The sequence below is a fragment of the Streptomyces sp. NPDC048392 genome, assembly GCF_043200575.1.
GTDB lineage: Bacteria > Actinomycetota > Actinomycetes > Streptomycetales > Streptomycetaceae > Streptomyces.
Window position 1 is genome coordinate 1 of sequence record NZ_JBICYB010000031.1, and the last position, 19,304, is coordinate 19,304.

15 protein-coding genes are annotated in these 19,304 nt (G+C 72.3%); 9 read left to right on the plus strand and 6 right to left on the minus strand.

The window, feature by feature from the left end:
- Positions 1 to 151: 151 nt before the first annotated feature.
- Together greA and ACGFYH_RS29420 are read right to left on the minus strand one after the other, a co-directional pair.
- Positions 152 to 649, minus strand: coding sequence for a transcription elongation factor GreA (gene greA, locus ACGFYH_RS29415; protein ID WP_393806202.1), 498 nt, complete (start codon positions 647 to 649; stop codon positions 152 to 154).
- 180 nt (positions 650 to 829) lie between these two features.
- Positions 830 to 1,228, minus strand: coding sequence for a DUF4307 domain-containing protein (locus ACGFYH_RS29420; RefSeq protein WP_393806203.1), 399 nt, complete (start codon positions 1,226 to 1,228; stop codon positions 830 to 832).
- 202 nt (positions 1,229 to 1,430) lie between these two features.
- Here ACGFYH_RS29420 and mca point away from each other — a divergent pair, with 202 nt between their 5' ends.
- Together mca and ACGFYH_RS29430 are read left to right on the plus strand one after the other, a co-directional pair.
- Positions 1,431 to 2,291 (plus strand): mycothiol conjugate amidase Mca, encoded by an 861-nt coding sequence (gene mca / locus ACGFYH_RS29425; RefSeq protein WP_393806271.1) that lies wholly within the window; start codon positions 1,431 to 1,433, stop codon positions 2,289 to 2,291.
- Positions 2,284 to 2,529 (plus strand): hypothetical protein, encoded by a 246-nt coding sequence (locus ACGFYH_RS29430; RefSeq protein ID WP_393806204.1) that lies wholly within the window; start codon positions 2,284 to 2,286, stop codon positions 2,527 to 2,529. The genes mca and ACGFYH_RS29430 overlap by 8 nt, the downstream gene beginning before the upstream one ends.
- Here ACGFYH_RS29430 and ACGFYH_RS29435 read toward each other — a convergent pair.
- Positions 2,526 to 6,065, minus strand: coding sequence for a tetratricopeptide repeat protein (locus tag ACGFYH_RS29435; RefSeq protein WP_393806205.1), 3,540 nt, complete (start codon positions 6,063 to 6,065; stop codon positions 2,526 to 2,528). The two genes, ACGFYH_RS29430 and ACGFYH_RS29435, sit on opposite strands and share 4 nt — an antisense overlap.
- Before the next feature lie 536 nt (positions 6,066 to 6,601).
- On the opposite strand from ACGFYH_RS29435, the gene ACGFYH_RS29440 reads away from it, so the two are divergent.
- The 5 genes from ACGFYH_RS29440 to ACGFYH_RS29460 all read left to right on the plus strand — a co-directional run bounded on the left by ACGFYH_RS29440 (position 6,602) and on the right by ACGFYH_RS29460 (position 14,346).
- A complete protein-coding gene (locus ACGFYH_RS29440) occupies positions 6,602 to 8,098 on the plus strand; it encodes a xanthine dehydrogenase small subunit (protein WP_393806206.1) in 1,497 nt (498 codons plus the stop codon).
- On the plus strand, positions 8,095 to 10,530 hold the full coding sequence (gene xdhB / locus ACGFYH_RS29445) for a xanthine dehydrogenase molybdopterin binding subunit (RefSeq protein WP_393806207.1): 2,436 nt from the start codon (positions 8,095 to 8,097) through the stop codon (positions 10,528 to 10,530). The genes ACGFYH_RS29440 and xdhB overlap by 4 nt, the downstream gene beginning before the upstream one ends.
- Position 10,531: 1 nt before the next feature.
- Positions 10,532 to 11,341 carry a xanthine dehydrogenase accessory protein XdhC gene (xdhC, locus tag ACGFYH_RS29450; protein ID WP_393806208.1) on the plus strand — a complete coding sequence of 270 codons (810 nt, stop codon included), beginning with the start codon at positions 10,532 to 10,534 and terminating at the stop codon, positions 11,339 to 11,341.
- Positions 11,342 to 11,701: 360 nt separating this feature from the next.
- Positions 11,702 to 12,205 (plus strand): nucleoside deaminase, encoded by a 504-nt coding sequence (locus ACGFYH_RS29455; protein WP_393806209.1) that lies wholly within the window; start codon positions 11,702 to 11,704, stop codon positions 12,203 to 12,205.
- 98 nt (positions 12,206 to 12,303) lie between these two features.
- Entirely contained in the window at positions 12,304 to 14,346 is a 2,043-nt protein-coding gene (locus ACGFYH_RS29460; protein WP_393806210.1) for a thioredoxin domain-containing protein, read from the plus strand.
- A gap of 122 nt (positions 14,347 to 14,468) precedes the next feature.
- Here ACGFYH_RS29460 and ACGFYH_RS29465 read toward each other — a convergent pair whose 3' ends face one another.
- Together ACGFYH_RS29465 and ACGFYH_RS29470 are read right to left on the minus strand one after the other, a co-directional pair.
- Positions 14,469 to 15,200 (minus strand): Mut7-C RNAse domain-containing protein, encoded by a 732-nt coding sequence (locus ACGFYH_RS29465; RefSeq protein WP_393806211.1) that lies wholly within the window; start codon positions 15,198 to 15,200, stop codon positions 14,469 to 14,471.
- Between the two features lie 171 nt (positions 15,201 to 15,371).
- Positions 15,372 to 16,076 carry a hemolysin III family protein gene (locus tag ACGFYH_RS29470; RefSeq protein ID WP_393806212.1) on the minus strand — a complete coding sequence of 235 codons (705 nt, stop codon included), beginning with the start codon at positions 16,074 to 16,076 and terminating at the stop codon, positions 15,372 to 15,374.
- A 287-nt stretch (positions 16,077 to 16,363) separates the two neighbouring features.
- Here ACGFYH_RS29470 and ACGFYH_RS29475 point away from each other — a divergent pair, with 287 nt between their 5' ends.
- Both ACGFYH_RS29475 and ACGFYH_RS29480 read left to right on the plus strand, forming a co-directional pair.
- Positions 16,364 to 18,211, plus strand: a complete 1,848-nt coding sequence (locus tag ACGFYH_RS29475) for a phosphoenolpyruvate carboxykinase (GTP) (protein WP_393806213.1) — start codon at positions 16,364 to 16,366, stop codon at positions 18,209 to 18,211.
- Between the two features lie 282 nt (positions 18,212 to 18,493).
- Complete coding sequence (locus ACGFYH_RS29480) at positions 18,494 to 18,676, plus strand: hypothetical protein (protein ID WP_393806214.1); 183 nt, start codon at positions 18,494 to 18,496, stop codon at positions 18,674 to 18,676.
- Between the two features lie 145 nt (positions 18,677 to 18,821).
- Here ACGFYH_RS29480 and ACGFYH_RS29485 read toward each other — a convergent pair whose 3' ends face one another.
- Entirely contained in the window at positions 18,822 to 19,244 is a 423-nt protein-coding gene (locus tag ACGFYH_RS29485; RefSeq protein WP_393806215.1) for a hypothetical protein, read from the minus strand.
- Between the last annotated feature and the right edge of the window lie 60 nt (positions 19,245 to 19,304).

Below are 19,304 nucleotides of genomic sequence, written 5' to 3' on the forward strand. Positions count from 1 at the left end.
TGTGGGGGGGTGGGGGGGGGGGGGGGGGGGGCGGCCGGGGGCCCCCCCCCCCCCCGGGGGGGGGGGGGGCGCCCGGCGGGGGGGGGGGGGGGCCCGCCCCCCCCCCCCCCACCACAGAGCCGGACAGCCGGCCAGACTACGAACGGCCGGGTCAGCCGTTGTACGGCTCGGCCGTGAGGATCTTCACCGAGGCCGGCTTGCCGTTGGGCAGCTCGTACTGGGCGTCCTCGCCGACCTTGTGGCCGATGACGCCCGAGCCCAGCGGGGACTGCGGCGAGTAGGTCTCGATGTCCGAGCTCGCGTACTCGCGTGAGGCGAGCAGGAAGGTCAGCGTGTCGTCCTCGTCACCGTCGAAGGCGATCGTGACGACCATGCCGGGGGCCACCACGCCGTCGGCGGCCGGGGCCTCGCCCACCTTGGCGCTCTCGAGCAGCTGGGTCAGCTGGCGCACGCGGAGCTCCTGCTTGCCCTGCTCTTCCTTCGCCGCGTGGTACCCGCCGTTCTCACGCAGGTCCCCCTCCTCGCGAGCCGCGGCGATCTTGGCAGAGATCTCGGTGCGCGCAGGACCAGTAAGGTATTCAAGCTCCTCCTTGAGCTTGTTGTACGCCTCCTGGGTCAGCCAGGTGACGTTCTCGCTGGTCTGGGTCACGGGTGCTCCTCGTTGGTACTGGGAATACAAATCAACGCCCTACCCAGAAGGATGTTCCTTCACGGAAGGGCGAAACCACGAGCCTAACAATTCAGTGGCCAAAGGGGGAGGACATAAGCCTCTAGATTCGTGTCACCGCAGGTCAGGTGCCATGTATTCGCACCAGCGGGCCCTGCTGGGTCACTCCGGGTGGCAGCCGAGCAGCTCGGCGGACGTACCCGCGGCCTTCGTCCGCAGGGTGACGACCTTGTCGATGCGGGTGTCGTTCCCGTCGAAGCGGAAGTCGGCCCGCCCCACCTCGTCGCCGTCCTCCGCCTGGGAGCGCACCGTGCAGTAGCCCGCGACACCCGCGTCCTTGCGGACCTCGAGGTGCACCTGCACCGAGTCCTCGGCGAGCTCGAAACCGATCACCTGGCCGCTGATCTTGTTCTGACCGACGTAGTGGTAGCCGAACCAGCCGATCAGTGCGAGCAGGAGAGCACCGAGCACGGCGCCGACGACCTTGAGTGTGCGGTCGGCCCGCTCGTCCGAGGAGCGGCCGTACCGACCCTGAGGCGTCTGCGTGCTCGCCGTACTCATGATCGTCCTCTTCGCGGGAGCGGGTCTTCCCGGGCCGCGGAATTATTCCGTGCCCGATTCGGTCACTATAGAAGCCTCCCGCCCGCCACCCGACCGCCGCCCCTCAACGGCGCTCCCGCAGGGCGGCACCCATTGATTTGCGCCTCCGCACACAGGGCGCCGACTGACCGAGGATTGAGTCTTGACTGACCAGCTGCGACTGATGGCCGTCCACGCCCACCCCGACGACGAGTCGAGCAAGGGCGCGGCCACCATGGCGAAGTACGTGTCCGAGGGAGTGGACGTGCTGGTGGTGACCTGCACGGGCGGGGAGCGCGGCTCCATCCTCAACCCGAAGCTCCAGGGGGACGCGTACATCGAGGAGAACATCCACGAGGTGCGCAAGAAGGAGATGGACGAGGCCCGCGAGATCCTCGGAGTGGGGCAGGAGTGGCTCGGCTTCGTCGACTCCGGCCTGCCCGAGGGCGACCCGCTGCCGCCGCTGCCTGAGGGCTGCTTCGCCCTGGAGGACGTCGACAAGGCGGCCGGTGAGCTGGTGCGGAGGATTCGCTCCTTCCGACCGCAGGTGATCACCACCTACGACGAGAACGGCGGGTACCCGCACCCCGACCACATCATGACCCACAAGATCACGATGGTGGCCTTCGAGGGGGCGGCCGACACCGAGAAGTACCCGGAGGCCGAGTACGGCGCCGCGTACCAGCCGCTGAAGGTCTACTACAACCAGGGCTTCAACCGCCCCCGCACCGAGGCGCTGCACAACGCGCTGCTGGAGCGCGGCCTGGAGTCGCCCTACGCGGACTGGCTCAAGCGCTGGGCGGAGTTCGAGCGCAAGGAGCGCACCCTCACCACGCACGTGCCCTGCGCGGACTTCTTCGAGATCCGCGACAAGGCGCTGATCGCGCACGCCACGCAGATCGACCCCGACGGGGGCTGGTTCCGGGTGCCGATGGAGATCCAGAGGGAGGTCTGGCCCACCGAGGAGTACGAGCTCGCGAAGTCCCACGTGGAAACCTCCCTCCCCGAGGACGACCTCTTCGCGGGCATCCGGGACAATGCCTGACATGAGTGCAAGCGCAAGCCTGGCAATGACGCACCTCGTCACTCTCGCCGAGCTGGACGAGGACAAGGTCACCCCCGGCGTCCTCGGTTTCATCGTGTTCGCGGTGATGGCCCTGGCGGTGTGGGGTCTGATGAAGTCCATGAACCGGCACATGGGCAAGGTGGACTTCACGGAGACGGGGGACGCCGAGACCTCGGCCTCCGGCGGTGGTGAGGCGAAGCCGCAGCGGGACAGCTAGGCGTCCGGCGGGGCGGGCGCCGCCGGGTGGGCGCTCGCCGTGACCGCCACGCCCATCACCTCCCTCGCCTGACGGTTCGGGACCATGCCCAGGCGCCAGGCCTGCCAGCCCGCCTCCAGCCGCACGCCGCGCTCGAGGAGCAGCTGGTACGCGTCCACGTAATCGTCCAGCTTGGTGTCGCGGGCCGGGTGACGGGCGCGGGACAGCTGGGTCAGCTCCTCCTGCGCCACCGCCGTACCGACCTCCACGCCTCCGGGCGCGGCGTAGGGCAGCAGGGTGCAGCGCAGGAAGCCGGCCCAGTCCCCGCCCCGTCGGTCGCCGTACGCGGCGAAGAGGGCGGCCGCCTCGTCGCACAGGGCCAGCGCCTGCGGCGTACGGGCGTTGCCCGCGTCCACGACCGCCAGTTCCAGGCACGTCCACGCCTCCCCGTGGCCGACGCCGATGCGCTGGAAGTCGGCGCGGGCGTCGACCAGGAGTTGGCGGGCGAAGCCGGAGTTGCGCAGCGAGCCGGTCCGGGCGGCGCGCTGATCGCGGGTGACCCGCGCCGAGTGGTGCCGGGCGCAGGCCAGGCCGTAGACGTCCCGCATCCGGGAGAACATCGTGCGGGAGCGTTCCAGTTCCCGCACCGACTGGTCCAGGTCGCCCGTCTCCTCCAGCGCCTGGCCCAGGTAGTAGACCGTCCATGCCTCGCCGCGCGCGTCCTCGTTCTCGCGGTGCCGGGCCGCAGCCCGCCGCAGTTCCGCCACCGCCTCGGAAGCGTCGCCGTCCACCAGGCGGGCCCGCGCCAGCTGGGTCAGCGCCCAGGCCTCGCCGCGGGCGTCCTGGGTGCGGCCGTACAGCTCCAGGGCGGCACGCAGGCCCGACTCGGCGCGCGGGAAGTCGCCCGTGCGCAGGTGCAGTTGCCCGAGCTGGAAGTGGGCCCACGCCTGGCCGTGCACCGATTCGCCCGCGCGGTGCAGTACCAGTGACTCGGTGAGCAGCTCCAGGGCCTCCGCCAGCCGGGCCCGGTCGCGCTGCACCGCCGCCAGCGCGTGCATCGTCCACGCCCGGTCCGTGTCCAGCTCGGGCGAGGCCTGCAGGTCCAGCGCCTCCCGGAGCTTCGCCGCAGCCTCGGTCAGATTGCCCTGGTGGTGCAGCGTGATCCCCAGCGAGCACAGCGCCCGGGCCGCGCCGGCGTCGTGGTGGGCCTCCCGGTACAGGTCGACCACGGAGGTCAGCGTCGTACGCGCCTTGTCCAGCTCGCCGAGCTGCCGGGCCGCGATACCGGTGCGCCACTGCACCGAGCGCACCAGCAGCCCCTGGTCCACGGACTGCGCCAGCTCGCTGATCTCACCGAGCCGGTACAGGTCGCCGCGCAGCAGGCAGTAGTCGCACAGCGCGCCCAGCAGGTTCAGCACCGTGCCCTGGTCGACGCCCTCCGCGTGTCTGAGCGCCGCCGTGATGAAGCTCGACTCGTCGTCCAGCCAGCGCAGCGCCTCGTCCAGGGACGTGAAGCCGTACTGCCCGAACTGGTTCGAGCGGGTCGACATGTTGCCGTCGACCAGGCGCAGTACGGAGTCGGCCAGCTCGGCGTAGTTCGCGATGAGCCGTTCCTGAGCGGCCGTGCGCTCGCCGGGCTCCTCCTCGTCGGCGAGCCGGGCGAGGGCGAAGGCGCGGACCACGTCGTGCAGGCGGTAGCGGCTGCCCCGGACGTGGTCGATCAGCCCTGCCCGCGACAGGGCCGTCAGCCGCCGGGTCGCCTCCGTCTCGTCCGTGGCCAGCAGCGCGGCGGCGGCAGCGGCGCCCAGGGAGGTGCGGCCCGCCAGCGCCAGCCTGCGCAGCAGCCGCCGCGCCGGCTCGGGCTGGTCGGTGTAGCGCAGCCACAGAGCCCGCTCGACCGGCTCGACCGGCCCGTAGGCGCCCAGATCGGTCGCCAGCGCGCGCGGCGAGCGCGGGCCCAGCGACGATCCGGCGATCCGCAGCGCCAGCGGCAGCCCGCCGCACAGCTGTCGGATCAGTTCGCTCGACTCGGCGTCGTACGGTCCCGACGCGTCCTCGGCGGTGGCGCCCAGCAGTTCCTCCGCGCTCGCCGCGTCCAGCGCCTGGACGGGCAGGTCGTACACGTGCGCGGGGAGGTCGGCCGGCAGTTCGAGCGGTCGGCGTGCGGTGACCAGCACCAGGCTGTCCGACCGCTGCGGCACCAGCGTGCGCACCTGCTCGGGGTCCGACGCGTCGTCGAGGACGACGGTGACCGGCACACCCGTCAGATGCTGGTGGTACAGCTCGCTGAGTCGCTTGACCTGCTGGTCCGCGGAGGTCCGTTCACGGAACAGCAGCTGCTCGCGGGGGGCCCCGAGCCGGTTCAGCAGGTGCAGCAGGGCGTCCCGGGTGCTCAGCGGCGTCTCGCCGCCCGCCCCTGGGCCGCCCGCCACGGAGCCGTGTGCCGCGGACCCCTCCGTCGCGGAGTCGTCCGTCCCGGAGCCGTGTGCCGCGGAGCCGCCCGTCGCGGGTCCGTCCGTCCCGGAGCCGCCCGCCTCGGAGCCGTCCGTCCTGGGTCCGTCCGTCCCGGAGCCGTCCGCCTCGAACCCGCCCGCCCCGAACTCGCCCGCCCGGGACCCGCCCGTCGCGGAGCCGTCCGTCTCGAACCCGCTTGTCCCGAACTCGCCCGTCGCGGACCCGCCCGTCGCGGACCCGCCCGTCGCGGGGCCGCCCGTCGCGGACCCGCCCCCGCGCAGATCCACCAGGCACGCCCCGCGGAAGTAGTCCCGCAGCTCGTGGACGGCCCGCACCGCCAGCGTCGTACGGCCGCTGCCGGGCGCCCCGTGCAGCACCACCACCGTCGGCCTGGTCTCCGTGCTCGCGCGGGCCGCCTGCACCCACTGCCGCAGCCGCGCCATCTCCCGGCGTCGACCCACGAACGTGCCCTCGGGCTCAGGAAGTTGTCCGAACGACTGCTCAAGCGCGTTGCGCCCCCGGGCGGCCGCGCTCTTGTCGGCGCCCCGCAGCCTCGGCCCGGTCCTGGCGGGCCCGGTGGACGCGGCGAGCATCCGCTGCTGGTCCAGGAACGGCCGGATGCCGCGCACCTCCAGCGCGGTGAGCCACTGCAGCCGCAACTGCTCGGGCCCGCCGGGCTGGCTGACCGCCCCGGCGCGGTGGTGGGCGGCCGGCACATGCACCCCGACCACCTTCACCACGGTCGCCGCCGCGCCGACGACACCCACGGCGGCGCCCGCGCCGACCGCCGTGCCGGTGCCGGTGCCGAGCGCCACGTCGGCGACCACCGCCGCGACCGCCGCCACGGCGGCCACCAGCAGGGGAGTGCCGGCGCCCTCGCGGGCGTAGCGCTCGCGGAAGGTGAGCTGCCCGGCCGCGGCCTCGTCGAGGGCGCGGGTGTAGGCCTCGTACTCCCCACCCGCCGTCCCCGCCATCGCGTCCAGCGCCGCACGGGCCCTGGAGAGCAGTACGGTCCCGTCCGTGCGACCGCCCGAGCGCCGTACCTCCTCCTCCACGGCCCGCCTGAGCAGCCCCTCGGCCTCCGCCCGATGACTGTCCCGCATGTCGCGCCCCCTCCGGCGGCATCGGTCTCCTCCCGGGAGCCCCGGGCGCCCCCGGTGGCTCCGGGCGTCCCCGCGGCCTTCCGGCCCGTCCCCGGGTCATTCCCCGGTTGTGCGTGGGTCAAGTGTCCCGTGATGAGGAGACCCTGGGGAGAGCTGGTCCGTACCGGCCGGGAAATTCGACGAATTCCCCTCTTGACCAGGGTGACCGCAGCCACTAATTTGCAAGGGAAAGTAGACCCATGACTACCGAAAGGAGGCGACCGGCAGATGTACACCAACTCTGATCTGAGTCGCCTCGCCCGCCGTACGGTGTGGGTTTCGGGTCGGGTCGCGCACGGCTGCTGACACGCCGTTCCGCTGTGCCCGCACGTGGCACGTTCCGGGTTTGTCCCCCACCTTCATCACTTCACGGCATGCCACTGACGCGTGCCGATTTGCGCTCGCTTCTTCTATGCGGCGCGTCCGGACACAGAAAGCTGCCTGAAATTGGCGAACATGATGAATCGACCTGTCCCGAGTCGAAATGAAGGTCTGCCATGGTAGCGGCACGGATCACGGTCAACGGAAAAGAAGCACCGATCGCACCGGCCGCCCCCCACACCACGGTGCTGGACTTCCTGCGCGAGCGCGGCCTCACCGGCACCAAGGAGGGCTGCGCCGAGGGTGAGTGCGGCGCCTGTTCGGTCCTGGTGGCCCGCCCCGGGGTCGACAAGCCCACCGACTGGGTGCCGGTCAACGCCTGCCTGGTGCCGGTCGCGGCACTCGACGGGCAGGAGGTCGTCACCTCCGAAGGCCTCGCCACCGTCGGCGCACCCGGCACGCCGCCCGTCCTGCATCCGGTGCAGGAGGAGATGGCGGTCCGCGGCGGCTCCCAGTGCGGCTACTGCACACCGGGATTCGTCTGCAGCATGGCGGCCGAGTACTACCGGCCCGACCGCTGCGCCCACGCGGGCCCTGACCCGGACGCGGCGGCCGACGGCGCGGACGGTACCGACGGCGCCGACGGCGAGCACGGTCCGAACGGCTTCGACCTGCACGCCCTCAGCGGCAACCTCTGCCGCTGCACCGGTTACCGGCCGATCCGCGACGCCGCGTACGCCGTCGGCGCGCCCACCGACGATGACCCGCTGGCGCAGCGCCGCGAGCAGGCCCCGCCCGCCCCGGTCGCCACCGAGTACCGCCGGGACGACCGTGCCTTCCTGCGGATGAGCACCCTGGCCGGGACACTGCGGTTGCTGCGTGAGCGGCCCGACGCGGTGGTGGTCGCCGGAAGTACCGACTGGGGTGTCGAGGTCAACATCCGGTCCCGCCGGGCGGATTGCGTGGTCGCCGTCGACCGGCTGCCCGAACTGCGGGAACTGCGGGTCGAGTCCGACCACGTCGAGATCGGGGCGGCGCTGACGCTCACCGAGATCGAACGCCGCCTCGACGGCACCGTCCCGCTGCTGGCGCAGCTGTTCCCGCAGTTCGCGTCCCGGCTGATCCGCAACGGTGCGACCCTGGGCGGCAACCTGGGTACCGGCTCGCCCATCGGCGACAGCCCGCCGGTGCTGCTCGCGCTGGAGGCGTCGCTGGTGCTCGCCGACGCCGACGGTACGCGCGAGGTGCCGCTGGCGGACTACTTCACCGGCTACCGGCAGAGTGTGCGCCGCCCCGGCGAACTGATCCGCGCGGTGCGCGTCCCGCTGCCGCTGTCGCCGGTCGCGGCCTTCCACAAGATCGCCAAGCGGCGCTTCGACGACATCTCCAGCGTGGCGGTCGCCTTCGCGCTCGACGTCGAGGGAGGGATGGTCCGCAAGGCCCGCATCGGTACGGGCGGCGTGGCCGCCACCCCGGTCCGCGCCCTCGCCACCGAGGCCGCCCTGGAGGGCAGGCCGTGGGAGGCGGAGACCGTCGAGGCCGCGGCCGAGGTGCTGCGGGGTGAGGGCACGCCGATGAGCGATCACCGCGCCAGTGCCGACTACCGCGCCGCGATGCTCGGGCAGAGCCTGCTGAAGCTGTACGCACAGACCACCGAGGCGGTGCCGTCATGAGCCAGTTGTCCGAGCGTCCCGAGAAGTCCGTCGTCGGGGTCTCCATGCCGCACGAGAGCGCCGTCCAGCACGTCACCGGCACGGCGCTGTACACCGACGACCTGGTCCAGCGCACCAAGGACGTGCTGCACGCGTACCCGGTCCAGGTCATGAAGGCCCGCGGCCGGGTCACGGCGGTGCGTACCGGGCCGGCCCTGGCCGTGCCCGGCGTGGTGCGTGTGCTGACCGGCGCGGACGTGCCGGGCGTCAACGACGCCGGCATGAAGCACGACGAACCGCTCTTCCCCGACGAGGTCATGTTCCACGGCCACGCGGTCGCCTGGGTGCTCGGCGAGACGCTGGAGGCGGCCCGGCTCGGCGCGGCCGCCGTGGAGGTGGACGTCGAGGAGCTGCCTTCCCTGATCACGCTGCGGGAGGCCATCGAGGCGGGCAGCTACCACGGCGCCCGGCCCGTCATGGCACACGGGGACATCGACGCCGGTTTCGCCGACTCCGCGCACGTGTTCACCGGCGAGTTCCAGTTCTCCGGACAGGAGCACTTCTACCTCGAGACGCACGCGGCGCTGGCCCAGGTGGACGAGAACGGGCAGGTGTTCGTCCAGAGCAGCACCCAGCACCCGTCGGAGACCCAGGAGATCGTCTCGCACGTGCTCGGTGTCCCCGCCCACGAGGTGACCGTGCAGTGCCTGCGGATGGGCGGCGGCTTCGGCGGCAAGGAGATGCAGCCGCACGGGTTCGCGGCCATCGCCGCGCTCGGCGCCACGCTGACCGGCCGCCCGGTCCGGTTCCGGCTCAACCGGACCCAGGACCTGACCATGTCCGGCAAGCGGCACGGGTTCCACGCCACCTGGAGGATCGGCTTCGACGCCGAGGGCCGCATCCAGGCCCTGGACGCCACGCTGACCGCGGACGGCGGCTGGAGTCTGGACCTGTCCGAGCCGGTGCTGGCCCGGGCGCTGTGCCACATCGACAACACCTACTGGATCCCCAACGCGCACGTCGCCGGCCGCATCGCCAAGACCAACACGGTCTCCAACACCGCCTTCCGCGGCTTCGGCGGACCGCAGGGCATGCTGGTGATCGAGGACATCCTGGGCCGCTGCGCGCCACAGCTCGGTCTGGACCCGAGGGAGCTGCGGGAACGCAACTTCTACCGGCCGGGCCAGGGCCAGACGACGCCGTACGGGCAGCCGGTCACGCAGCCCGAGCGGATCTCCGCCGTCTGGCAGCAGGTCCGGGACAACGGCGGCCTCGCCGATCGCGAGCGCGAGATCGCGGCCTTCAACGCCGCGCACCCGCACACCAAGCGGGCCCTGGCGATCACCGGCGTGAAGTTCGGCATCTCGTTCAACCTCACCGCCTTCAACCAGGGCGGCGCGCTGGTGCTGATCTACAAGGACGGCTCGGTCCTGATCAACCACGGCGGTACCGAGATGGGCCAGGGCCTGCACACCAAGATGCTGCAGGTGGCCGCGACCACGCTGGGCGTCCCGCTGCACAAGGTGCGCCTCGCACCGACGCGGACCGACAAGGTGCCCAACACCTCGGCCACCGCTGCCAGTTCCGGAGCCGACCTCAACGGCGGGGCGGTGAAGAACGCCTGCGAGCAGTTGCGCGAGCGGCTGCTGCGGGTGGCCGCGGGCCGGCTCGGGTCGAACGCCTCGGACGTGCGCATCGTCGAGGGCGTCGCGCGCACCCTGGGCGGCGACGAGGAGCTGGCCTGGGACGACCTCGTGCGCACCGCGTACTTCCAGCGGGTCCAGCTGTCGGCGGCCGGCTACTACCGGACCGAGGGGCTGCACTGGGACGCGCAGAGATTCCAGGGCTCGCCGTTCAAGTACTTCGCCATCGGCGCCGCGGCGACCGAGGTGGAGGTGGACGGCTTCACCGGCGCGTACCGCATCCGGCGGGTGGACATCGTGCACGACGTCGGCGACAGCCTGTCCCCGATGATCGACATCGGCCAGGTCGAGGGCGGGTTCGTGCAGGGCGCGGGCTGGCTGACGCTGGAGGACCTGCGCTGGGACACCGGCGACGGGCCGAACCGCGGCCGGCTGCTGACCCAGGCCGCCAGCACCTACAAGCTGCCGAGCTTCTCGGAGATGCCCGAGGAGTTCAACGTCACCCTGCTGGAGAACGCCACCGAAGAGGGTGCCGTGTTCGGGTCCAAGGCGGTCGGTGAGCCCCCGCTGATGCTGGCGTTCTCGGTGCGGGAGGCGCTGCGGCAGGCCGCCGCCGCGTTCGGGCCGGGCGGAGTCGGTGTCGAACTGGCCTCGCCCGCGACGCCGGAGGCGGTGTACTGGGCGATCCAGGCGGCCCGCGGGAGCGGCGACGCCTCCCGGAACGGTCGGGACCGCGACGGTGTCGCCGCCGACGGCCGCTCCGGAGGCGGCCGGGTCCGCACCGGCGCGGAAGCGCTGAGCGGTGCCTGACATGACGTGGTTCGCCGCGGTCGCACGGTTGCGGGCACGCCGGGAGTCCGGCGTGCTGGTGACCGTCGCGACCGTGCGCGGCCACGCCCCGCGCGACGCCGGTGCGAAACTCGTCGTGGGGCAGACCCGGACCTGGGGCTCGATCGGTGGCGGCAATGTCGAGGCCGTCGCGATCGACCGGGCCCGGGAGATGATCGCCGCGTCCAGGCCGGAACCGGAGCTGCTCGATTTCGCCCTGAACGACAAGGTGGCCAACCGGCACGGCGTGCAGTGCTGCGGCGGCACGGTCTCGGTGCTGCTCGAACCGCTTCCGGTGGTCCGGGCGGTGGCGATCTTCGGCGTCGGGCACGTCGGACTGGAACTGGCGCGCATCCTGGCACGTCAGGACCTCGACCTGCACCTGATCGACAGCCGCGCCGACCTCCTCGCCGAGGAGCGGCTCGGCGTGCTGGCGGACGCGGTCGCGCAGGTGCACGTGCACCACACTCCGCTGCTGCCCGAGGAGGTCCTGGCGGAACTGCCGCCCGGCACCCACGCCCTGATCATGACCCACGACCACGCCGAGGACGCCGCTCTGTGCGACGCCGCCCTGCGCACGCCCCACCTCGGCTCCGTCGGGCTGATCGGGTCGGCGGCCAAGTGGGCGCGGTTCCGCAAGCGCCTCGCCACCGAGGGCGGCCACGACGACGCCGTCATCGACCGGATCAAGACCCCGATCGGGCTGGCCGACGTCACCGGCAAGGAGCCCGCGACCATCGCCGTGAGCGTCGCGGCCGACCTGCTGCGCACCTTCGAGACCGAGGGGGACTGACACCCGGCCCGGTGTTCTCCCAGGCGCCCCGGTGCCCGCCCCGCGTCCGCCGGGGCGGGCACCGCGCCTTCCCGGCCGCGCCTTTCCCCGCCTCCCTTTCCCCGCCGCCCTTCCCGGGCCGCCCTTCCCGGGCCGCCCCTCCCGGGCCGTCGTTCTGGGCCGCTCGGGGACGTTCCGGCCTTGTAGGAGTCTACGAAGCGTCCGTCCCAGCCTGCCCGTTGTTCATGTTTTCGGCCCCTGGCCGGTTGTCGTCGGCGGGCTGTGTACTGCTCCTACGAGTCCTCCTCCCCGCGAAGCCCGTCTGCCCGTTCGCCCGTACGCTCGCATGTCCGCACGCTGCTTGCCCAAGAAGGAGCACGCATGACCACCGACACCCTCGAGACCGGCATCCGCGAGTTCGAGCGCGCCTGGATGGACAAGGCCATCGAGCTCGCCACCACCAGCGTCCGGAACGGCGGCGGGCCCTTCGGCGCCCTCGTCGCCAGGGGCGGCGACATCGTCGCCCTCGGCAGCAACCAGGTCACCTCCAGCCTCGACCCCACCGCACACGCCGAGGTCAGCGCCATCCGCGCCGCCTGCAAGGCGCTCGGCACGTTCAGCCTGGAGGGCTGCACCCTCGTCACCTCCTGCGAGCCCTGCCCGATGTGCCTGTCCTCGGCCCTGTGGGCGCGTGTCGACCGGCTCGTCTTCTCCGCCGACCGCCATGACGCCGCCGTGGCGGGCTTCGACGACCGCAAGTTCTACGACCTGTTCGACAAGCGGCCCCAGGAGCTGTGGCCGATGACCGTGGAGCACCTCGACCTGCCCCACCGCACCCAGCCGTTCGACGCCTGGATCGCCAAGTCCGACCGCGTCGACTACTGAGGACGAGCCCCCTTCGCGGGGCCGGCCGCCCCGTCCGTGCGCCCCCTTCCCCCGTGGCGTACGGGCGGGGCTGCGGCGCGTGCGCGAGGATGGGGGTTATGCCCAACCGACTTGCGCAGGCGACGTCCCCCTACCTCCTCCAGCACGCGGAGAACCCGGTCGACTGGTGGCCGTGGGAGGCCGGCGCGTTCGAGGAGGCCCGACGACGCGACGTCCCCGTCCTGCTGAGCGTCGGCTACAGCGCGTGTCACTGGTGCCACGTCATGGCGCACGAGTCGTTCGAGGACGGCCCCACCGCCGAGTACCTCAACTCGCACTTCGTGAGCGTCAAGGTCGACCGCGAGGAACGCCCCGACGTCGACGCCGTCTACATGGAGGCCGTCCAGGCGGCGACCGGGCAGGGCGGCTGGCCCATGACCGTCTTCCTCACACCGGACGCGGAGCCCTTCTACTTCGGCACCTACTTCCCGCCCGAACCCCGGCACGGCATGCCGTCCTTCCGGCAGGTGCTCCAGGGCGTCCAGCAGGCCTGGGCGGAACGGCGCGACGAGGTCGGCGAGGTCGCCGGGAAGATCGTGCGGGACCTCGCCGGAAGGGAGATCTCCTACGGTGACGGGCAGGCGCCCGGCGAGGAGCAGCTCGGGCAGGCGCTGCTCGGGCTCACCCGGGAGTACGACGCGCAGCGCGGCGGGTTCGGCGGAGCACCTAAGTTCCCGCCGTCGATGGTGATCGAGTTCCTGCTGCGCCACCACGCCCGCACCGGCGCCGAGGGGGCGCTCCAGATGGCGCGGGACACCTGTGAACGGATGGCGCGCGGCGGGATCTACGACCAGCTGGGCGGCGGCTTCGCCCGCTACTCCGTCGACCGCGAGTGGGTCGTGCCCCACTTCGAGAAGATGCTCTACGACAACGCGCTGCTGTGCCGGGCGTACGCCCACCTCTGGCGGGCCACCGGCTCCGGGCTCGCCCGCCGGGTCGCCCTGGAGACCGCCGACTTCATGGTGCGTGAACTGCGCACCGCCGAGGGCGGGTTCGCCTCCGCGCTGGACGCGGACAGCGACGACGGCATGGGCCGGCACGTGGAGGGCGCGTACTACGTGTGGACGCCCGCCCAGCTCACCGAGGTGCTCGGGGCGGACGACGCGGAACTGGCCGCACAGTACTTCGGCGTGACCCAGGAGGGCACCTTCGAGCACGGCGCCTCCGTGCTGCAACTGCCGCAGCGGGAGGGCGTTTTCGACGCCGGGCGGATCGCGTCGATCCGGGAGCGGCTGCTGGCCGCGCGGGGCGGGCGACCCGCTCCGGGCCGGGACGACAAGGTGGTCGCCGCCTGGAACGGTCTGGCGATCGCCGCGCTCGCCGAGACCGGCGCCTACTTCGAGCGCCCCGACCTGGTCGAGGCCGCCGTCGCCGCCGCCGACCTGCTCGTGCGGCTGCACCTGGACGAGCAGGTCAGGCTCACCCGCACCAGCAAGGACGGCCGGGCCGGGGCCAACGCGGGGGTGCTCGAGGACTACGCCGACGTGGCCGAGGGCTTCCTCGCGCTGGCGTCGGTCACCGGCGAGGGTGTCTGGCTGGACTTCGCGGGCTTCCTGCTCGACCACGTCCTCACCCGTTTCACCGACGGCTCCGGCTCCCTCTTCGACACCGCGGCCGACGCCGAGCGGCTGATCCGCCGTCCGCAGGACCCCACCGACAACGCGACCCCGTCGGGCTGGAGCGCCGCGGCGGGCGCCCTGCTGTCGTACGCCGCCCACACCGGCTCCGAGCCGCACCGCGCCGCCGCCGAGCAGGCCCTCGGCGTGGTCAGGGCGCTCGGCCCACGGGTCCCGCGCTTCGTCGGCTGGGGGCTGGCGGCCGCCGAGGCGCTGCTCGACGGCCCGCGTGAAGTCGCCGTCGTCGCAGCGGCGCCGGCCGACGGCGACGCGCGGGGGCTGCACCGTACGGCGCTGCTGGGGACCGCGCCCGGGGCGGTCGTCGCCTTCGGCGTCGAGGGCAGCGACGAGTTCCCGTTGCTCGCCGACCGTCCCCTGGCGGGCGGGGCACCGGCCGCGTACGTCTGCCGGAACTTCACCTGTGACGCGCCGACGACCGACCCCGAGCGGCTGCGCACCGCGCTGGGCACCGCCACGAACACCTGACCGCTCAGCCGCCTTGAGCACTCAGCTACCTTGGGCGCTCAGCCGTTCCGAGTACGCAGCCGCCCTGAGCGCTCAGCTACCTTGAGCGCTCAGCGTTCCGAGTACTCCGCCGCCCTGACCGCTCAGCCGTCCTGGGCGCTCCTGCTCACAGCGCGCTCCACGATCGCCTCCAGCTTTTCGTGGTGCGCGCCTCTCCAGTACGCCCGCCCGCACGCGCCGCACTTCGCGAAGGCGTCGTAGGACCGCTCGGTGCCGCCCTTGAGCTGGTCCGCCACCTCTTCCTTGGTGGCTGCCTCCAGCAGCCCGTTGCAGGCGGTGCAGCGCGTCCACGGGCGCAGCTCGGGCCGGAACCGGTCCAGGACCTCCTGGAGCTGCTCGTCGGGGCGGGTGCTGTAGACATAGGCGCCGGCCCACAGCTCGCGGCGGCGCAGCAGACCGCGGTCGCGGCTGAGCATGACCCTCTTCTCGGCCGCCGACAGGGCGGCGAGCGCCGGGTCGCCGAGGTCCGCCGACTCGTACGCCGTGTCCACCCCGAGCAGCCGCAGCCGGCGGGCGAGGGTACCGAGGTGCACGTCGAGCACGAACCGCAGGGGAGCGCCGGGGACCCGCTGGGGGTGCTCGACGGGCCGTACGCGCACCGACTCGCCGCCCGCCGGGATGTGCCCCGGCGGGACCTCGCGGCCGTCGACGAGAAGGGCGCCGACCTCGGTCGGCGGAACACCGAGGGACTCGACGAGATGGCCGAGGGTGGAGACGCCGTCGGTGGCCGCGCGGGCGGCGCCGGTGGGGCGGGCGCGCGGGACGAACAGGTGCAGTTCGGGGGCGAACTCGACGTGGATCTCGGGACCGTTCACCCGGTCAGGATGCCACGGAGCATGGGCGCGGCCTCAGTCTCTTGAGGGGGCGGGCAGCCCGCTCTCCGGGGCGGCCGGGCCGGGCTCCACCAGCTCGGCCGGGCTCTCCTCCCGATCGTGACCACGACGTCCCCCTGCCCGGCTGTCGGGGCTGCCCCGTGCCCCCGGGCGCTAGTAGGCGACCAGCGAGATCCCCACGTAGTGCGCGATGAAGGCGGCCAGCGTGAAGGAGTGGAAGACCTCGTGGAAGCCGAACCAGCGCGGTGAGGGGTTGGGGCGCTTGAGGCCGTAGATCACCCCGCCCACGCTGTAGAGCAGCCCGCCGACGATCACCAGGACGAGGACGGCGATACCGCCGGCCCGCATGAACTCCGGGAGATAGAAGACGGCCGCCCAGCCCATGGCGAGGTAGCAGGGGGTGTAGAGCCAGCGCGGGGCGCCGACCCAGAAGACACGGAACACTATGCCGACCGCGGCGGCCGCCCAGATGCCCCACAGCAGCCACTCGCCCTGGGCGCCGGGCAGCAGCAGCATCGTGAGCGGCGTGTAGGTGCCCGCGATGATCAGAAAGATGTTGGCGTGGTCGAGGCGGCGCAGCACGCCGTCCATGCGCGGGCTCCAGTTGCCCCGGTGGTAGAGCGCGCTGACGCCGAACAGGAGGCAGGCCGTCAGGGCGTAGATCGCGCAGGCGAGGCGGGCCTCGGTCGATTCGGCGAGGGCGGTGAGCGCCAGGCCGGCGACGAGGACCGCCGGGAACATGCCGAGGTGCAGCCAGCCGCGCAGCTTCGGCTTCACCGGGTGCGGAAGGGAGAGCGCTGCAGGGCCGGGGCCGGCGGCCGCCGAGTCCCTGGGCGCGTCGGGGACGGACGCAGTCATGAACGCATCGTACCTACGGTTCCGTAGGTTACGCATCAGTACGACCGTATGACGAACGGCGAGTGGTCATTCTCTCACGGCGGACCCGGGGGTGCGCGCCCGGTTCGGGCACGTGGCGCTCCTCACGCCGCTCAGGTGTGACGCCCTCTGGACAGATGGGCGCTCGCGTCGGATGATCAAATGAGTGCGGTCGACACCGGATGAGCGCCCAAGAGGCGGACGTCACGCGTCCGGGTCGCAGCCCCCACGGGGCCTTCCAACAAAAAACCCCTCACTTAGGAGCAATCGTGGCGCGCGACATCGCGGCTCCCCCCGTCCCCACCAACCATCAGGAACTGATCTCGTGGGTGAACGAGATCGCCGAACTGACCCGGCCGGACGCAGTGGTCTGGTGTGACGGATCCGAGGCCGAGTACGAGCGCCTGTGCGGGGAGCTCGTGGCGAAGGGCACCTTCCGCAAGCTCGACCCGATCAAGCGCCCCAACTCGTACTACGCGGCCTCCGACCCCTCCGACGTCGCGCGCGTCGAGGACCGGACCTTCATCTGCTCCGCGAAGGAGGAGGACGCCGGCCCGACCAACCACTGGAAGGACCCCGCCGAGATGCGGGAGATCTTCACCGGCGAAAAGGGCGAGGGCGGCCTGTTCCGCGGCTCGATGCGCGGCCGGACCATGTACGTGGTGCCCTTCTGCATGGGCCCCCTCGGCTCCCCGCTCTCCGCGCTCGGCGTCGAGATCACCGACTCCGCGTACGTGGCGGCCTCCATGCGCACCATGACCCGCATGGGACAGCCGGTCCTGGAGGAGCTGGGCGACGAGGGCTTCTTCGTCAAGGCCGTGCACTCCGTCGGCGCCCCGCTGGAGCCCGGCCAGACGGACGTCCCCTGGCCCTGCAACAGCACCAAGTACATCTCGCACTTCCCCGAGGACCGCGAGATCTGGTCCTACGGATCCGGCTACGGCGGCAACGCCCTGCTCGGCAAGAAGTGCTACGCCCTGCGCATCGCCTCCGTCATGGCCCGCGACGAGGGCTGGCTCGCCGAGCACATGCTGGTGCTGAAGCTGACCCCGCCCACCGGCGGGCCCAGGTACGTCGCCGCCGCCTTCCCGTCGGCCTGCGGCAAGACCAACCTCGCCATGCTGGAACCCACCATCTCCGGCTGGACCGTGGAGACCATCGGCGACGACATCGCCTGGATGCGCTTCGGCGAGGACGGCCGCCTGTACGCCATCAACCCCGAGGCCGGTTTCTTCGGCGTCGCGCCCGGCACTGGTGAGCACACCAACGCCAACGCGATGAAGACCCTGTGGGGCAACTCCGTCTTCACCAACGTGGCGCTGACCGACGACGGCGACGTGTGGTGGGAGGGCATGACCGAGGAGGCCCCGGCCCACCTCACCGACTGGAAGGGCAACGACTGGACGCCCGAGTCTGCCCGCACAGCACAGGGATACCGTCCGGCCGCGCACCCCAACGCCCGCTTCACCACGCCCGCCGCGCAGTGCCCGATCATCGCGCCGGAGTGGGAGGACCCCAAGGGCGTGCCGATCTCGGCGATCCTCTTCGGCGGGCGCCGTGCCACCGCCGTGCCGCTGGTCACCGAGTCCTTCGACTGGAACCACGGCGTCTTCCTCGGCGCCAACGTGGCCTCCGAGAAGACCGCCGCCGCCGAGGGCAAGGTCGGCGAGCTGCGCCGCGACCCGTTCGCCATGCTGCCGTTCTGCGGCTACAACATGGGCGACTACATGGGGCACTGGGTCGACGTGGCCAAGGACAAGGACCAGTCCAAGCTGCCCAGGATCTACTACGTCAACTGGTTCCGCAAGGACGACGAGGGCAGGTTCGTCTGGCCCGGCTTCGGGGAGAACGGCCGCGTCCTGAAGTGGATCGTGGAGCGCCTCGAAGGCACGGCGGACGGCGTCGAGACCCCGATCGGTGTGCTGCCGACCAAGGAGTCGCTGGACACCGACGGCCTCGACCTCGCCGACGCCGACCTGGAGTTCCTGCTCAGCGTCGACAAGGAGGTGTGGCGCGAGGAGGCGGCGCTCGTCCCCGAGCACCTGAACACCTTCGGCGACCACACGCCCACCGAGCTGTGGGACCAGTACCGGGCCCTGGTGCAGCGCCTGGGCTGAGCACCGTCACCACCAGTCTCCGCGGCCGGTCCGGCTAGCCCTGACCCGCGAAGTCGTCACGAAGGCCGGCCGCGAGGGGGTCTCCCCGCGCTCCAGTGGCTCGCAGTAAACCGGAGCGCGGGAAGACCCCGCCCGGGCCGGGTCCCCGCACAACGGCGTGCGGCGGACCCGGCCCTTCGGCGTTTTCCGGCGCGGTGGTCCCTCTCTGACCGTTCGGGTCGCCGCAGGTGCGGCTCTCCCCGGGGCGGGTACCCGGGAGACCGGCACAAGGAGGGATACGCCATGGCAGACGGTGGTGACTTCTACTCGCGCGACCGGCCGCGGGACCCGGACCCCGAGCTGGAGGAGGACCGCCCACGCGGTGGCGGCCCTGAGGACCCGCACCGCCGCGGCAACTGGCCCGTGTGGGCGATCGTCCTCGCGGTCATCGCGGCCTTCGTCGTGCTGACGGTGATCTTCGGCTGATCCGGCGGACGGTGATCCTCGGCTGACCCCGCGGACGGTGAGGTGTGTGGCGCCCGGTCCGCGCGTCGCTGCGGATGCGCGCGGACCGGGGCCGTACGGGGGAGCCCCCGGTGCGGGCCCGCGGGAGGGCCCGGCGGAAACGGGCTCAGCGGGACGCGAGTTCGCGCGGCTCCAGGGCCGCGGAGTGCGCGTCCATACGCTCGGCGGCCAGGATCGCGGCCGCCGTGTCGGCACGGGAGGCCGCCACCACCAGGGTGCGGGCCGCCAGGGTGTGCGCCCGCCGGTGCAGGGCCGGGAGCTGAGGCTCCGGACCGGTGGCGGGCGCCGGCAGCCGGGCCGGGGGCTGCCCTCCCCGCAACCGGGCCACCTGCTCGGCGAGCCGGTCGGCGGCGGCGTCCAGGCCGGGGTCGGGCGCCAGCGCGCGCAGCTCGTCCGTGACGGCGAGCAGCGCCGCGAGATGGCCCGTGAGCTGGATGTCCAGCTCCTCGTCCCGGGACCGGTGGGGAAAGTCCGGAGTGCCGTCGGCCATCGTGCTGTGGACCGACTTGCCGCGGATCGGCTCGTACATGGGATGGCCTCCTGAGTGCTTCAGGAAACCATCCTACATTGGATTCAATCTAAAGTTGAT

What these genes read in the sequence shown, in the direction of transcription:
- ACGFYH_RS29420 (WP_393806203.1), bottom strand. Translation starts at nt 1,228, where the DNA reads ATGAGTACGGCGAGCACGCAGACGCCTCAGGGTCGGTACGGCCGCTCC.
- mca (WP_393806271.1), top strand. Translation starts at nt 1,431, where the DNA reads ATGGCCGTCCACGCCCACCCCGACGACGAGTCGAGCAAGGGCGCGGCC.
- ACGFYH_RS29430 (WP_393806204.1), top strand. Translation starts at nt 2,284, where the DNA reads ATGCCTGACATGAGTGCAAGCGCAAGCCTGGCAATGACGCACCTCGTC.
- ACGFYH_RS29435 (WP_393806205.1), bottom strand. Translation starts at nt 6,065, where the DNA reads ATGCGGGACAGTCATCGGGCGGAGGCCGAGGGGCTGCTCAGGCGGGCC.
- ACGFYH_RS29440 (WP_393806206.1), top strand. Translation starts at nt 6,602, where the DNA reads ATGGTAGCGGCACGGATCACGGTCAACGGAAAAGAAGCACCGATCGCA.
- xdhB (WP_393806207.1), top strand. Translation starts at nt 8,095, where the DNA reads ATGAGCCAGTTGTCCGAGCGTCCCGAGAAGTCCGTCGTCGGGGTCTCC.
- xdhC (WP_393806208.1), top strand. Translation starts at nt 10,532, where the DNA reads ATGACGTGGTTCGCCGCGGTCGCACGGTTGCGGGCACGCCGGGAGTCC.
- ACGFYH_RS29455 (WP_393806209.1), top strand. Translation starts at nt 11,702, where the DNA reads ATGACCACCGACACCCTCGAGACCGGCATCCGCGAGTTCGAGCGCGCC.
- ACGFYH_RS29460 (WP_393806210.1), top strand. Translation starts at nt 12,304, where the DNA reads ATGCCCAACCGACTTGCGCAGGCGACGTCCCCCTACCTCCTCCAGCAC.
- ACGFYH_RS29470 (WP_393806212.1), bottom strand. Translation starts at nt 16,076, where the DNA reads ATGACTGCGTCCGTCCCCGACGCGCCCAGGGACTCGGCGGCCGCCGGC.
- ACGFYH_RS29480 (WP_393806214.1), top strand. Translation starts at nt 18,494, where the DNA reads ATGGCAGACGGTGGTGACTTCTACTCGCGCGACCGGCCGCGGGACCCG.
- ACGFYH_RS29485 (WP_393806215.1), bottom strand. Translation starts at nt 19,244, where the DNA reads ATGTACGAGCCGATCCGCGGCAAGTCGGTCCACAGCACGATGGCCGAC.